Source organism: Rhizobium sp. Leaf321 (assembly GCF_001423215.1).
GTDB lineage: Bacteria > Pseudomonadota > Alphaproteobacteria > Rhizobiales > Rhizobiaceae > Neorhizobium > Neorhizobium soli.
Map to the genome: position 1 here is coordinate 163287 of NZ_LMOF01000007.1, position 14772 is coordinate 178058.

Annotated in this window: 16 protein-coding genes; 12 read left to right on the top strand and 4 right to left on the bottom strand. The window is 59.3% G+C overall.

Annotated elements, in window-relative coordinates:
• The first annotated feature begins 70 nt into the window (after positions 1–70).
• On the top strand, positions 71–814 hold the full coding sequence (locus ASF70_RS13585) for an AzlC family ABC transporter permease (protein ID WP_062580406.1): 744 nt from the start codon (positions 71–73) through the stop codon (positions 812–814).
• Positions 811–1152, top strand: a complete 342-nt coding sequence (locus ASF70_RS13590) for an AzlD domain-containing protein (RefSeq protein WP_062457341.1) — start codon at positions 811–813, stop codon at positions 1150–1152. The genes ASF70_RS13585 and ASF70_RS13590 overlap by 4 nt, the downstream gene beginning before the upstream one ends.
• On the opposite strand, the gene ASF70_RS13595 is transcribed toward ASF70_RS13590, so the two are convergent.
• The 4 genes from ASF70_RS13595 to ASF70_RS13610 are packed head-to-tail and all read right to left on the bottom strand — an operon-like array spanning position 1153 to position 4021.
• Positions 1153–1584: an HIT family protein gene (locus tag ASF70_RS13595; protein ID WP_062580407.1), complete on the bottom strand. Its 432-nt coding sequence runs from the start codon at positions 1582–1584 to the stop codon at positions 1153–1155.
• A gap of 26 nt (positions 1585–1610) precedes the next feature.
• Positions 1611–2816: a GNAT family N-acetyltransferase gene (locus tag ASF70_RS13600; RefSeq protein ID WP_062580409.1), complete on the bottom strand. Its 1206-nt coding sequence runs from the start codon at positions 2814–2816 to the stop codon at positions 1611–1613.
• 9 nt (positions 2817–2825) lie between these two features.
• Positions 2826–3554 carry a glycerophosphodiester phosphodiesterase gene (locus ASF70_RS13605; RefSeq protein ID WP_062580411.1) on the bottom strand — a complete coding sequence of 243 codons (729 nt, stop codon included), beginning with the start codon at positions 3552–3554 and terminating at the stop codon, positions 2826–2828.
• Positions 3551–4021, bottom strand: a complete 471-nt coding sequence (locus ASF70_RS13610; protein ID WP_062457326.1) for a RidA family protein — start codon at positions 4019–4021, stop codon at positions 3551–3553. The genes ASF70_RS13605 and ASF70_RS13610 overlap by 4 nt, the downstream gene beginning before the upstream one ends.
• A 110-nt stretch (positions 4022–4131) precedes the next feature.
• On the opposite strand from ASF70_RS13610, the gene ASF70_RS13615 reads away from it, so the two are divergent.
• The 10 genes from ASF70_RS13615 (at position 4132) to bamA (ending at position 14765) form a co-directional block, all read left to right on the top strand.
• Positions 4132–4986 (top strand): cell envelope integrity EipB family protein, encoded by an 855-nt coding sequence (locus tag ASF70_RS13615; RefSeq protein WP_062580412.1) that lies wholly within the window; start codon positions 4132–4134, stop codon positions 4984–4986.
• 87 nt (positions 4987–5073) lie between these two features.
• The gene (locus tag ASF70_RS13620; RefSeq protein WP_062580414.1) at positions 5074–5787 is read left to right on the top strand and encodes a pentapeptide repeat-containing protein; all 714 of its coding nucleotides are present in this window, start codon (positions 5074–5076) and stop codon (positions 5785–5787) included.
• Between the two features lie 204 nt (positions 5788–5991).
• Complete coding sequence (rpsB, locus tag ASF70_RS13625; protein ID WP_062457320.1) at positions 5992–6777, top strand: 30S ribosomal protein S2; 786 nt, start codon at positions 5992–5994, stop codon at positions 6775–6777.
• Between the two features lie 246 nt (positions 6778–7023).
• The gene (tsf, locus tag ASF70_RS13630) at positions 7024–7950 is read left to right on the top strand and encodes a translation elongation factor Ts (RefSeq protein WP_062580415.1); all 927 of its coding nucleotides are present in this window, start codon (positions 7024–7026) and stop codon (positions 7948–7950) included.
• 132 nt (positions 7951–8082) lie between these two features.
• Positions 8083–8802 (top strand): UMP kinase, encoded by a 720-nt coding sequence (gene pyrH, locus ASF70_RS13635; protein ID WP_062580417.1) that lies wholly within the window; start codon positions 8083–8085, stop codon positions 8800–8802.
• 54 nt (positions 8803–8856) lie between these two features.
• Positions 8857–9414 carry a ribosome recycling factor gene (gene frr / locus ASF70_RS13640; RefSeq protein ID WP_062457309.1) on the top strand — a complete coding sequence of 186 codons (558 nt, stop codon included), beginning with the start codon at positions 8857–8859 and terminating at the stop codon, positions 9412–9414.
• A 51-nt stretch (positions 9415–9465) separates the two neighbouring features.
• Positions 9466–10209 carry an isoprenyl transferase gene (locus ASF70_RS13645; RefSeq protein WP_062457306.1) on the top strand — a complete coding sequence of 248 codons (744 nt, stop codon included), beginning with the start codon at positions 9466–9468 and terminating at the stop codon, positions 10207–10209.
• Entirely contained in the window at positions 10209–11042 is an 834-nt protein-coding gene (locus tag ASF70_RS13650; RefSeq protein WP_062457303.1) for a phosphatidate cytidylyltransferase, read from the top strand. The genes ASF70_RS13645 and ASF70_RS13650 overlap by 1 nt, the downstream gene beginning before the upstream one ends.
• Positions 11043–11083: 41 nt before the next feature.
• Positions 11084–12205, top strand: a complete 1122-nt coding sequence (gene rseP, locus ASF70_RS13655; RefSeq protein WP_062580418.1) for an RIP metalloprotease RseP — start codon at positions 11084–11086, stop codon at positions 12203–12205.
• Between the two features lie 196 nt (positions 12206–12401).
• Complete coding sequence (bamA, locus tag ASF70_RS13660; protein WP_062580420.1) at positions 12402–14765, top strand: outer membrane protein assembly factor BamA; 2364 nt, start codon at positions 12402–12404, stop codon at positions 14763–14765.
• Positions 14766–14772: the final 7 nt, after the last annotated feature.

Below are 14772 nucleotides of genomic sequence, written 5' to 3' on the forward strand. Positions count from 1 at the left end.
CGATGCCGGGCTTGTCCCGGCATCGTCGTTTTTGTAGGTCCCGTAACGTAAATCATTTACGGGCATGCCAATGACCACCGAAAGCTCCGAGCGCAGCGGCCTTGCGTGGTTTCTTAAGGGCATGCGCGGCATCTTCTCCTTGCCGGCTCTGATCCTGATGACGTCCTATGTCGGTTTCAGCGCCTTTGCGGTCGAAGCCGGCCTGACACGAGGTCAGGCTGTCGCGATGACGCTCGGTATCTGGGCCCTGCCGGCACAGATGATCCTGGTGGGTTCGATGTTGGGCGGCGCCAACATCGCCGCGTCCTTCCTCGCCGTGACGCTGTCGTCGATCCGGATGATGCCGATGGTGGCGTCGATCATGCCGGAGATGCGCACGAAGAAGACACCGCTGCCGGTTCTCCTGTTTCTCTCGCATTTCATCGCCATCACGTCCTGGGTCTTTGCGAGCCTCAATCTCCGCCATGTGCCGAGAGAGCGCCGGGTTGCCTTCTTTGCAGGTTTTGGCATCACGCTGACCTGCACCAATGCGCTGATCGTCGGCGTCAGCTTTGGTGTCGTGTCTCAGTTTCCGCCTGTTGTGGCGGGTGCCTTGTTCATGCTGACCCCGGTCTATTTCATATCCTCGATCTGGGCGAGTGCAGCGCAGCCGGTCGTCCGGATCGCCTTCGTGATCGGCATCGTCTTAGGACCGGCGCTGGCGCTGGTAGCGCCGCAGTTCGACGTGCTTCTGGCTGGGATCGGCGGTGGCACGGTGGCCTATCTGATCGACCGCTATCGCCGCAAGCGCGGATCTGATCGGGGTGCCGCATGATGTTCGATGGGTACTGGACCTATATCGTCATCGCTGTCGCGGGTTTTCTCGCAACCGATATCTGGCGCTGGCTCGGTGTGATCGCAGGCCACCGGCTGAAAGAGGATTCCGAGACGCTTTACTGGGTGAGGGCGGTTGCCACGGCATTGGTCATGGCGGTGACGGCAAAGCTGATTGTATTCCCGACGGGAACGCTGGCGCTCTCGCCACTCTGGCTGCGGCTTGCAGCGGCTGGTATCGGCTTTGCCGTGTTTCTCCTGACCGGCAAGCGGGTCGCGATCGGCGTGCTGACACCGATCGCCATTCTCGTCGCAGGACTGCTCCTGCTTCAACCCTGATCAGAAGCCAAGTTCGCCGATGATCTTCTCGGCATTGGCAGCGAGGACTTCCTTGTCCTCCATCTTGCCCGTATGCGGCTTCAACGGCTGATTCTCGTAGCGCGGAATGACGTGGAAATGCAGGTGAAAGACGGTTTGGCCGGCCGGCGCTTCGTTGAACTGCGTGATGGTAATTCCATCAGCATCAAACGCATCCTTGACGGCCCGCGCCAGCTTCTGCACCACCGGAATGACCTTCGAAAGCACGGCCGCATCCGCATCGAGCAAATTGCGTGAGGGCGCTTTCGGAACCACCAAAACGTGACCCGGCGTCTGCGGCATCACATCCATGAAGGCGAGCGTGTCGTCGTCCTCGTAGACGCGGTGGCAGGGAATTTCGCCTTTGAGGATCTTGGCGAAGATGTTGTTCGGATCGTAGTCGTGACCGGTCATCGGTGGCGTCTCCCTGATGGTGCTGCTCAGTCTTGTTCTTGCCGTTCACCCTTGCGGAAAGGGCTATGCTCGGAGAGGTACTCGTTCATGTATTCCACATCCTCCCGCTCTCGCTTCAGGTAGTCAGCAATCGCGCTGCGAAGGCCGGGATGGGCGATGTAATGCATCGAATGGGTGGTGACGGGCAGGTAACCGCGCGCAAGCTTGTGCTCGCCCTGTGCACCCGCCTCGACCCGCTTCAGCCCATGCGCAAGCGCATAGTCGATCGCCTGATGGTAGCACACCTCGAAATGCAGGAAGGGATGGTCTTCGATACAGCCCCAGTGGCGCCCGTAAAGCGCGTCGCCGCCAATGAAGTTGATCGCACCCGCGACGTATCGCCCTTCGCGCTTCGCCATGACCAGAAGAATGTCGTCTGCCATGCGTTCGCCGATCAGCGAATAGAAGGCACGGGTAAGATACGGCCGGCCCCATTTGCGCCCGCCCGTATCCATGTAGAACGTGTAGAACTGGTCCCAGATGTCCTCGGTCAGGTCCTTGCCTGTCAGCCAGTCGATCGTGATGCCGTTCTCGAGCGCGGCTCGCCGTTCCTTCTTCAACGCCTTGCGCTTGCGAGACGCGAGCGTTTCCAGAAACGCATCGTGATCGGCATAACCGTCGTTGATGAAGTGGAACTGCTTGTCGGTTCGGTGCAGATATTCAGCCTCTTCGAAAGCGATGACTTCATCATCCGGCACAAAGGTGACATGCGCAGACGAGATGCCGAGCTGCCGTGTCACTTCCTGGAGACCTTCCGCAAGCGTGGTCTGCACCATGTCGCGATCATAGCCCGAGGCAACAAGAAGGCGCGGACCGGTTGCGGGTGTAAATGGGACCGCACACTGCAGTTTGGGGTAGTAACGGCCGCCGGCGCGCTCGAAGGCGTCGGCCCAGCCATGGTCGAACACGTATTCGCCCTGGCTGTGGCTCTTGAGATAGCCCGGCACGGCGCCGATCAGTTGACCCTTGTCATCTTCCAGCAGGAGATGCTGGCCGTGCCAGCCTGTTTTTGCCGTTGCCGAACCGGATTCCTCCAGTGCGGACAGGAAGGCATGTGACAGGAACGGATTGTAGGGAACGGAAGACGTCCCTAACGGATCGGCCTCCTTGGAGGCGCCGGAAAGCCGCGACCAGCTTTGTGGGCTGATCGCGGCAATGGATTTTTCGATGCGGATTGTCAGGTTGCCGGTCATTGGATCCAATTATGCGGCAGGGTTCTCCCGTGGGTCGAACCCTTCGAAGGTCATCTGCTTTGCATATTTATAGGTATGTTCGACGGCCTTTGCATCCCTTACCGTCCAGGTAATGATCGGAATTCCGGCATCAGCCTGCGCAGCGACGAATGAGTTGGGCAGATGCGCCCAGTGATAGGAGATGAAATCGAGGCCGAGCTGCATCGCTTCGTCGTGATTGAAGAACTCCTCCGGCTTTGAGCCTTCGGCGGTGAGGCCCAGCGGGTAGGGCGCCTCGGCCTGCTTCAGTGCACGCAGGATGTGGTAGTCGAAGCTCATCAGGGCAACCTTGCCCTCATACCCTTCCAATACGTCGAGAACGTCGTCAACGAAGCCGTCGTCCTCATCCGCTTGGCGACCCTTGATCTCGATGACAAGAGGAACGCGACGGGCGACAAGCGTGAGCATCTGCTTGAGCGTCGGTATCTTGTCCGCGGTGCCACCAATCGAAAGCATTCCGAGTTCTGCCGCGGTCCGTTCGCGAACGTCGCCCTTGATGCCGCAAAGGCGCTCCAGCTTGTTGTCGTGGAACACGACCGGGACGCTGTCTGCGGACAGCTGTATGTCGCACTCGATCGCGAAACCCGCATCAATGGCCCGGGAAAACGCTGACAGCGTATTTTCCCAAACCGTCTTGTTCATGTCGTGATAGCCGCGATGCGCGACCGGTACGTCCTTGATCCAGTCTGCAGATGTCATGCGGAGATCTCGATGATAGCCTCGATCTCGACCGCGGCGTTGAGTGGAAGTGCTGCCATGCCGACGGCGGCACGGGCGTGCTTGCCGGCCTCTCCGAGCACGTTCGCAATCAGGTTCGAAGCTCCATTGGTGACGATGTGCTGTTCCGTGAAGCCCGGTGCAGACGCAACGAAGCTCGACAGCTTGACGACGCGCTTGATCCTGGTGAGATCTCCGCCAAGAGCAGCCTTCGCCTGCGACAGAATGTTGATGGCGCAAAGTTCTGCGGCGCGCTGCGCTGCCGGGACGTCGACATCGGCACCGACCAGGCCACTGACCGCAATCTTGCCGTTTTCGGTCGGCAACTGACCGGAGATATAGAGCATGTTGCCGCTGATCACATAGGACACATAATTGGCGGCAGGCGCTGCTGCCTCAGGCAGAACGATGTCCAGTTCCTGCAGGCGCGTCTCGATCGGGTTCGACATTTCGGTCTCCGGTTTTATTGTAAATTGCCCAAAAATCCTGCATCAAGGTCATAACCTCGGCTGATGGCGTTCTTACAACATCATGCATTGAGTCCAATAGGAGAATGTGAATGCTGCGCACGAGCCTTGGGATGTTCCTTGCCGGCGTGATGAGCGTGCCAGCGGCCTCCGCTGCCCCGATGAGCGCCGATACGGCGGCCCGCCTGCTCATTCCGCATCGCGCCGTCTACGACCTGAAGCTCAAGGATGCGTCCGAGCGGTCCGGAATCGAAGGGATGGTCGGACGAATGGTCTACGAGTTTACCGGCTCGGCCTGCACGGGGTTCACGACCAACTTCCGTCTCGTCACAAAGATAGATACTGGCGAGCAAACCCGCGTCAGCGACCAACAGACCAACACGTTCGAGGATGTATCGGCGCAGCAGTTTCACTTCGAGACCAAGTCGTTTACCGACGAACAGTTGGACAAGGAGGTCGCCGGTGACGCGACGACCGGCGAAACCGGCGTCAAAGTGGACCTGACCGGTCCCGAGGGGCGCGAGGTCGACCTTCCAGCCAGCGCGTTCCCTACCAATCACATGCTTGAAGTGATCAAAAATGCGAAGGATGGCAACCGGTTTTTCGAGGCACGCGTGTTCGACGGTTCCGAGGATGGCGACAAGTCGCTTCTGACCACGACAGTCATCGGAAAGCAGCAGGACCCGCAGAAGGAAGATCTTGATGCAGCCAAAGCCGGCGAGTTCTCCAAGGCGGCTTACTGGCCTGTGACCATTGCCTATTTCAACGAGGCAGCCGCGGGCGATCCGACGCCCGTCTACAATATGTCGTTCAAGCTCTATGAGAACGGCATCACGCGCGACCTGACGATGGACTACGGCGACTTCGTGCTGAGCGGAAGCCTGAGTAAGCTTGAGCTTTTGCAAAAGAGCGACTGCCAGGCAGATCAACGACCCGTGACCAGGTGACGACGGGATGAATTTGCTGCCGTCCTTCTCTATATAAGCGGTAGTTGAGTATGCACGTCCACCGAGGCGTGGAGAGGAGCGGTGTCTATGAGTTCGATTGGTACCATTCTTTCTGTCGCGGTCCTGACAGGAGCCGCCGCGCTGACACTCGCGCCGACGAGGGTCTCGGCGCAGGAGTGCCGTACCGATCCCTATCCCGGGATCAACTGGTCGAGTTGCGCCAAGCGCAATCTGATGCTGAGCGGATCCGATTTCTCCAAGGGTAGTCTTGCGGAGGCGGACTTAAGCTTTACCGATCTGCGCGATTCGAATTTTGCAGGTACCAATCTCACCAAGGCGAAGCTCATCCGCACCTGGATGGCAGGCAGCAACGCCGAGGGGGCAAATTTTTCAAAGGTCGAAGCGTATCGGTCCGACTTCCAGAAAGTTCGCGCCAACGACGCGAACTTCACGAGCGCGGAGTTGGAGAGGTCCAATTTCTCGAAAGCGGAGTTGAACAACGCACGCTTCGAGAAAGCCGAACTCGGCAGGTCGAACTTCGACGGGGCCATCCTGACAGGCGCAAGTTTCGCCTTCGCAAACCTGGCACGCGCCGACCTGACGAAGGCCGAATTCAAAGGTCCACTCAACTTCCAGAGCGCCTTCTTCTTTCTGACGCGTATCGAAGGAGTGGACCTGTCGTCTTCGATCGGGCTCGATCAGCACCAGCTGAACGTCGCCTGCGGCGACCGGCGCACGAAACTGCCGGCCGGCCTGACACTGCCGGAAAGCTGGCCCTGCGGCGACCGCGAAATGGACTAGGGCTTCGGCCAGTCCCGCTCTTCCCAAAGACAGGCAGCGTGGAAAAGAGCTTGCCTTTGTGGCCGATGCCTAGTATGGGCACCGGCATTCCACACGCAAGGCATGGGATGGTCCGGGAGAAATCCGGTCCGTTCCGCCCGGTGGCAGCCTCGACGAGGTTGCTGTTCGTCTTGCGGAGGTTCAACCGGAAAAGGATAACTAGGCATGGCATTGCCCGATTTCTCTATGCGCCAGCTTCTCGAAGCAGGCACCCACTTCGGCCACCAGACACACCGCTGGAACCCGAAGATGAAGCCGTACATCTTCGGCGATCGTAACAACATCCACATCATCGATCTGGCTCAGACGGTTCCGATGCTGTCGCGCGCCCTTCAGGTCGTGTCCGACACCGTCGCTCGTGGCGGCCGCGTTCTGTTCGTTGGCACCAAGCGTCAGGCTTCCGAGCTTATCGCTGACTCCGCCAAGCGTTCGGCCCAGTACTACGTCAACTCCCGCTGGCTCGGCGGCATGATGACCAACTGGAAGACCATTTCGAACTCGATCGCCCGTCTGCGCAAGCTCGACGAGATCCTGAACTCGGAAGCTTCCGGCTACTCCAAGAAGGAGCGTCTGAACCTCGAGCGCGAACGCGAAAAGCTGGACAAGGCTCTTGGCGGTATCCGTGACATGGGCGGCGTTCCGGACCTGATGTTCATCATCGACACCAACAAGGAAAAGATCGCGATCGATGAAGCAAAGCGCCTGGGCATCCCGGTCGTCGCCATCATCGACTCGAACTGCGATCCGGACCTGATCGACTTCCCGATCCCCGGCAACGACGACGCTTCGCGCGCCATCGCTCTCTACTGCGACCTGATGGCACGCGCTGCCATCGACGGCATTGCCCGTCAGCAGGGCGCTTCGGGCCGTGACCTCGGCGCGATGATGGAGGCTCCTGAAGAGCCTGCTCTCGAAGCTGAAGGCGCAGCCGAAACGGAAGCTCAGGCTTAATTGTCTGAGTCTGGAGCGTTCTGAGACGCTCCGTCTTTTCGAATTCGACCAAGGCCAGAGATATCAATCCCTGGCCTTGGTCGTTTAAGACGATACGTCGCCGTCTACCGTCAGGTGGACGTGGAGACGGTCGCAACCGTGATGGCTTCATCACGATGTCATATTTCCGGGTACATTCGTCCCAATATTTGGTATCGCCGACGGTTTTCCGGCGACACGCAACTTGAACCGACAAGAGGCACGAAAATGGCTGAAATCACCGCTGCACTGGTGAAGGAACTGCGCGAAAAGTCCGGCGCGGGCATGATGGATTGCAAGCGCGCGCTTGCCGAAAACAACGGCGACATCGAAGCTGCGATCGACTGGCTGCGCGCCAAGGGCATCGCCAAGGCTGACAAGAAGTCCGGCCGTACCGCTGCCGAAGGCCTGATCGGCGTCGCATCCAACGGCACCTCGGCTGTCGTTGTCGAAGTGAACTCCGAAACCGACTTCGTAGCGCGCAACGATGCGTTCCAGACCATGGTTCGCGGCATTGCCGATGTTGCCCTGACCACCGACGGTACCGTCGACGGCGTCAGCGCAGCAATCTATCCGGCTACCGGCAAGACGGTCTCCGACACGATCAAGGATACGATTGCCACGATCGGCGAGAACATGAACCTGCGCCGCTCCGCGCTTCTGTCCGTCGAGGACGGCGTTGTTGCGACTTACATCCACAACGCAGCGGCTGACCGTCTCGGAAAGCTCGGCGTTCTCGTTGCCCTGAAGTCGACCGGCAACAAGGAAGCCCTGAACGCCATCGGCCGCCAGGTTGCCATGCACATCGCTGCGACCAACCCGCTCGCCATCCGTTCGGAAGAAGTCGATGCCGCTGTCGCCGAGCGCGAGCGCAACGTCTTCATCGAACAGGCCCGCGAATCCGGCAAGCCGGAAGCCATCATCGAAAAGATGGTCGACGGCCGCATGCGCAAGTTCTTCGAGGAAGTTGCTCTTCTGTCGCAGGCTTTCGTCATCAACCCTGACCTCACCGTCGGTGACGCCGTCAAGGCTGCCGAGAAGGAAGTCGGCGCGCCGATCGAAGTCACCGGCATGGCACGTCTTCTCCTCGGTGAAGGCGTCGAAAAGGAAGAAAGCGATTTCGCAGCAGAAGTTGCAGCAGTCGCCAAGGGCTGATTGCTGCCTTCACGCGCATCGCAAGGCGCTGTAGTCGTTGAAAACCTGAAGGGCACCGGTGACAAGCCGGTGCCCTTCGTGTATCCGCATCCCGTTTGATCACTCCGTCCGTTTCGCTTTCAAGGAGCCACCATGTCGCAACCGATCTACAAGCGTGTTCTGCTCAAGGCCTCCGGTGAAGCACTGATGGGAAGTCAGGGCTTCGGCATTGACGTCGAGGTTGCAGACCGGATCGCATCGGATATTGCGGATGCCTGCGCCATGGGCGTCGAAGTCGGTGTCGTCGTCGGCGGCGGCAACATTTTTCGTGGCGTGGCCGTAGCTTCCAAGGGCGGCGACCGGGTGACCGGCGACCACATGGGCATGCTCGGCACCGTCATCAACGCACTGGCGCTCGCAACCTCGCTGCGCAAGCTCGACATCGAGACGGTCGTCCTGTCGGCTGTCGCCATGCCGGAGATCTGCGAAAGCTTCTCGCAGCGTCGCACGCTGCATCATATGGCGCAGGGCCGTGTGGTGATCTTTGCCGGCGGTACCGGCAACCCGTTCTTCACCACCGATTCTGCTGCGGCGCTGCGTGCTGCCGAGATCGGCGCAGAAGCGATATTCAAGGGCACGCAGGTCGACGGCATCTATTCCGCAGACCCGAAGAAGGACCCGACCGCGACCCGTTTCGAAACGCTCACCCACAGTGAAGTGCTCGACAAGGGTCTTGCCGTCATGGACGTCGCAGCCGTTGCGCTGGCGCGTGAAAATTCCATTCCGATCGTCGTCTTCTCGATCCACGAGAAGGGCGGTTTCGCACAAATCTTGACCGGCGGCGGTCGCAAGACCATCGTATCCGACAACTGACACGCGGTTCGTTGCCAAGAACCGACCGCCAAGAACAATAGGGAGTTCCTGCTGATGAGTGGAGTAGATCTCAACGACATCAAGCGCCGTATGGACGGCGCGATCACGGCCTTCAAGAGCGACATCTCATCGCTGCGCACGGGCCGTGCTTCCGCAAACATCCTCGACCCTGTCACGGTCGAAGCCTATGGTTCGCGCGTGCCGCTCAACCAGGTTGCAAACGTGACGGTTCCCGAGCCGCGCATGCTGGGCGTCTCGATCTGGGACAAGTCAATGGTGGGTGCTGTCGATCGTGCAATCCGCGAATCGAATCTCGGCCTCAACCCGATCGTCGATGGCCAGAACCTGCGTATTCCTCTGCCGGAGCTCAACGAAGAGCGCCGCAAGTCGCTGGTGAAGCTTGCCCACGAATACGGCGAAAAAGCCAAGGTTGCGGCTCGCCATGTCCGTCGTGACGGTATGGACGGGCTCAAGAAGGCTGAGAAGGACGGTTCCATCGGCCAGGACGAAAGTCGCGCCCAGTCGGAAAAAGTGCAGAAGATGACGGATGACACGATTTCCGAAGTCGACCGCTTGCTTGCCGACAAGGAAAAGGAAATCATGCAGGTATAACCTGCTCCGCGACGCCGCAACGTTGCGGCTGCGAAAGGAACGGCATCGATTATGGCGACCCCCGAACTTGCGATCATCCCTCGGCATGTCGCCATCATCATGGATGGCAACGGACGGTGGGCCAACAAGCGTGGGCTTCCCCGTACCGTTGGCCACAGCAAAGGGATGGAAGCCGTTCGCGAAACGGTGAAGGCGGCAGGCGAGGCGGGTGTGGAGTATCTCACCCTGTTCGCCTTTTCGTCGGAGAACTGGAGCCGTCCGGAAGCCGAGGTGAACGACCTGATGGGGCTTCTACGCCGCTTCATCCGCCGCGACCTCGCCGAACTGCATCATTCCAATGTTCGCATCCGCATCATTGGCGACCGCGTCAAGCTGCGCGGCGATCTTCTGCCTCTGCTTCTGGAGGCCGAGGAGACGACGCGCAACAACACGGCGCTGACTCTTGTGATCGCGTTCAATTATGGCTCGCGTGACGAGATCGTCCGTGCGACGGTGAGCCTCGCAAAGGACGTGCGCGCAGGCCTTCTTGATCCAGAGGCGATCGATGCGGCGATGATTTGCGGGCGTCTGGACACCGCCGATATTCCAGACCCGGACCTGATCATCCGCACCAGCGGCGAGGAGAGGCTTTCGAACTTCCTGCTTTGGCAGGCAGCCTATTCGGAGTTCCTGTTCATTCCCGAATACTGGCCGGATTTCGACAAGCAGCTCTTCTTCCAGGCCCTCAAGGTCTACGCCTCTCGCGACCGCCGGTTCGGCGCCGTGTCGGCCACTCCCACCGCGGTCGTCGGCTGATGTCGGGAGAATTGAAGAAGCGTCTTCTGTCGGCAATCGTGCTTGCCATCGTGGTCCTGGCTGCGACCTGGGCAGGTGGACTCCCGTTCCGGGCCGTCGCAGCCGTGATCGGCGTACTCGTCTATTACGAATGGTCCACGATCACTCGATTGAAGGACGTGGATTTCCAGGGAAACGCCTTCGGTTGGCTGATCGTCGTCCTTGTCGCGTTGAATGTTCTTGGCGGTGACGACCAGATGTCGATGCCGCTCCTTGGCGGTGGCGTGATAACAGCCATGCTGTTTGTCGTTCTGCGCAAGCGTAGCTGGTGGCTGCCATCAGGCATCCTCTACGCAGGCTTGAGTACGATCGCCATTGCCGCGATCCGGGGTGAAAACCAGATCGGCCTGATGGCGATGCTGTTTCTGTTCGCCGTCGTCTGGTCCACGGACATTCTCGCTTATTTCATCGGCCGCAAACTGAAGGGGCCGAAACTCGCGCCCCGGATCTCGCCCGGCAAGACATGGTCCGGAGCGATCGGCGGTACTGTTTCCGCCGTCATCGCCGGATCTGCGCTGAGTGGCGTGGTGTTTTCGGACTTCTCGCTGTGGACGGCGTTCATGGCGCTCATTCTGTCTGTCGCGAGCCAGATCGGCGATCTCTTCGAATCCTTCATCAAGCGCCGATTCGGCGTGAAGGATTCCAGTCATCTCATCCCCGGCCACGGTGGTGTGATGGATCGCGTCGACGGTCTCGTTTTTGCCTGTTTCGCGGCGTTTCTTCTCACACTTGCGCACGCCGCCTGGACAAGCCATGTTGACGCAAGCGTCGCGGCCTATCTTTTCGGCCTCTGATAAATGTCGGTCCTTGCGACCGCTGGAAACCGGAAACTGAAATGGCCATCCTGACCTTCGTTACGGGTTACATCATCCCCTTCATCCTCGTCCTGTCGCTGCTCGTCTTCGTGCACGAAATGGGCCACTACCTTGTCGGCCGCTGGAGCGGCATCCGCTCAACTGCGTTTTCCGTCGGCTTCGGACCGGAACTGATCGGGTTTACGGACAAACGCGGCACGCGCTGGAAGATCTCTGCGATTCCGCTTGGTGGGTATGTGAAATTCTTCGGCGACGACGATGTCGCGAGCATGCCCGATGCCAAAAGCGTCTCGCATATGACCGAGGCGGACAAGGCTCACACGCTGGCCGGGGCCAAGCTGTGGAAACGCGCGGCGACCGTGGCTGCCGGACCGATTGCCAATTTCATTCTGGCGATCGCGATCTTCGCCGTCCTGTTCAGCGTTTACGGAAAGGTCATCGCCGATCCTGTCGTCGCCGAAGTGAGGCCTGACAGCGCGGCGGCAGAAGCCGGTGTGCAGACGGGGGACCGTCTGGTCGCGCTCGATGGCAGTCGCATCAAGACGTTCGACGACGTCCGCCGCTATGTCAGCGTGCGTCCGGAAACCCCGATCACCGTCACCGTTGAACGCAACGGGCAGGACATCGACCTGCCTATGGTGCCAAAGCGCAGTGAGATCACCGACCAGTTCGGCAACAAGGTCGAGCTTGGCCTGATCGGCATCGTCACCAACGAACAGCTGGGTAATTTCAGGACCGAAACCTTCTCGCCCCTCGAGGCAGTGGCGGAAGGGGTCAAGGAAACCGGAAATATCGTCACCGGCACATTCCGCTACATCGGCAACCTCGTGACGGGTCGCATGAAGGCTGATCAGCTGGGCGGTCCTGTCAGGGTCGCGCAGGCATCTGGCCAGATGGCGAGCCTCGGCTTTGCCGCCGTTGTTCAGCTGGCAGCCGTACTGTCAGTTTCCATTGGATTGTTGAACCTGATGCCGGTTCCTGTTCTGGACGGAGGGCATCTGGTATTTTATGCAATCGAGGCCATCAGAGGCAAGCCGCTGGGGTCTGGTGCTCAGGAGATCGCATTCCGGATCGGACTGGCCATGGTGCTCAGCCTGATGGTGTTTGCGACATTCAACGACATCAGTAATCTCATCGGTTAACCCCGTGAGATCGTTGAAATAACCCTTCATTTACCATGTTTGCATGTGGTGCGTGGCGATATGGCCACGCATGCAAAGGAAGTAAATAGAAATTAACGCGATATCTTGCTTGTAGGGCAAAAGCAGGTAAAACGACACACGTGGCCGGAGTCGGGTTCACCCGCCAAGGGACAACGGGAAAAGGTAAGAAGTGAAAATGAAGGCTGGTTCAAAGTTCTTGAACGCAGTGTCGGCGGTTGCGCTGTCTGCTAGTGTTGTTGCGTCGGGCGCCGGTGTGCTGGTGCTTGCCTCTGCTCCCGCTGCCGAGGCAGCTACCATTCGTAGCGTACAGGTCCGCGGCGCTCAGCGCGCCGGCGAAGAAGCTGTCCGTTCGAACCTTACAATCCGTCCCGGCGTTGCATTCGCCGCGAGCGACATCGACGAGTCTGTGAAGCGTCTCTATGCGACCGGATTTTTCTCCGATGTCCGCATCAGCGTTTCCGGTAGCGCGCTTGTCGTTACCGTCAGCGAAAACAAGCTGATCAACCAGGTCGTCTTCAACGGCAACCGCAAGATCAAGGACGACAAGCTCGCTGGCGCCGTTCAGACGCAGCCACTTGGCCCTTACAACCAGTCCATGATCAACGCCGACATCGAGCGCATCCGCGAATCGTATCGCGCGATTGGTCGTAGCGACGTTGAAGTCACGACGCAGACCGCCGATGTCGGCCAGGGCCGCGTCAACCTTGCCTTCGTCATCAACGAAGGTGACCGCACCAAGATTGCCAACATCACCTTTGTTGGAAACCAGGCCTATGGCGACGGTCGTCTGAAGTCGACGATCATCACCAAAGAATCCGGTCCTCTGTCTTTCCTGACCCGCAAGGATGTCTACAGCGAAGACAAGCTGCGCGCCGACGAAGACACGCTCCGCCAGTTCTACTACAATCACGGCTATCCGGATTTCCGGGTCGTGTCGTCGCAGGCGGTTCTTGACGAGTCGACTAACCAGTACAACATCACCTTCACGGTTGAAGAAGGTGCTCGGTACCAGTACGGCAACATTGCCGTTGAATCGACGGTAGAAGGCATCTCAGGTCAGGACCTGGAGGGTCTCGTCGAGACCAATTCCGGCAGCACCTACGATGCCCGTGAAATCCAGAAGACGATGGATGCGATTTCGAAGCGCGTCTCGTCTGCCGGCTATCCGTTTGCGCGTGTCACGCCACGCGGCGATCGCAACTTTGAAAACCACACGATCGGCGTCTCCTACATGGTCGACCAGGGCGAGCGCGCCTATGTCGAGCGTATCGAGGTTCGCGGCAACACCCGCACCCGCGACTATGTTATTCGCCGCGAGTTCGACTTCTCCGAAGGCGATGCGTTCAATCAGGGAATGATTGCCCGCGCCAAGAAGCGTCTTGAGGCGCTTGGCTACTTCACCACCGTCAACGTGACGACGCAGCAGGGCAGCTCTGCCGACCGTGTCGTCGTGATCGTGGACGTCGAAGATCAGCCAACCGGTTCGTTCGGTATCGGTGCAGGTTACGCTGCTGGCGGTGACGGCTTCCTTCTCGAAGCATCCATCGAAGAAAAGAACTTCCTCGGTCGTGGCCAGTACATCCGCGTTGCGGCAGGTGCCGGTACGGACGACGCGCGCAGCTACAGCATCTCGTTCACCGAGCCTTACTTCCTCGGTTACCGTCTTGCTGCCGGCTTCGACATCTTCAAGAGCACGACCTCTTCGAACGATTACTACGACTATAGCGAACAGGGCATCACCCTGCGTGTAACGGCGCCGATCACTGAAGAGCTGGCGACGACGTTCCGCTACACCTACAAGACGATCAAGTACGAAGAAGACGGTGCTTTTGGTGGTGACGGCCTGCCGTTTACGCTTGATGACAAGGTGTCGCAGACCTACGCGAACCTGATCGACGAAGGCAAGTATACGCAGTCGTCAGTGTCGCAGTCGCTGGTCTACAACTCGCTGGACAGCCAGACGCTTCCACGTGAAGGTCTGTTTGCATCCTTCACGCATGAATATGCCGGCCTCGGTGGCGACTCCGACTTCTACAAGGTCACAGCCCGCGCCCGTTACTTCCACCTTCTTTCGACCGAAGCCGATCTGGTTGGTTCGATTGCCGTCGGTGGTGGTCATGTGTTCAAGACCGGTGATGATCTGAACGTCTTCGATCAGTTCACGATCGGCGGTCGTCAGATCCGTGGCTTCAAGAACGACGGTATCGGTCCGCGCACGGACGACCACGGCGATGCTCTCGGTGGCACCAGCTACTTCAATGCCTCGGCTGAAATGACGATGCCGATGCCGCTCATCCCGGAAGATGTCGGTTTCCGTGCCGCTGTCTTTGCTGACGCCGGTTCGCTGTTCGGCAATGAAACCAAGACTTTCGGTGACAAGGTCAACGGCACCGACATGTCGATCCGCGCCTCGGTCGGCGTTGGTGTCATGTGGGCTTCGCCTTTCGGCAACCTGCGCGTCGATTACGCCGAGCCGGTCGTCAAGGAAGACTTCGACGAGAAGCAGCAGTTCCGCTTCAGCATGGCGAACCAGTTCTGATCGTCTC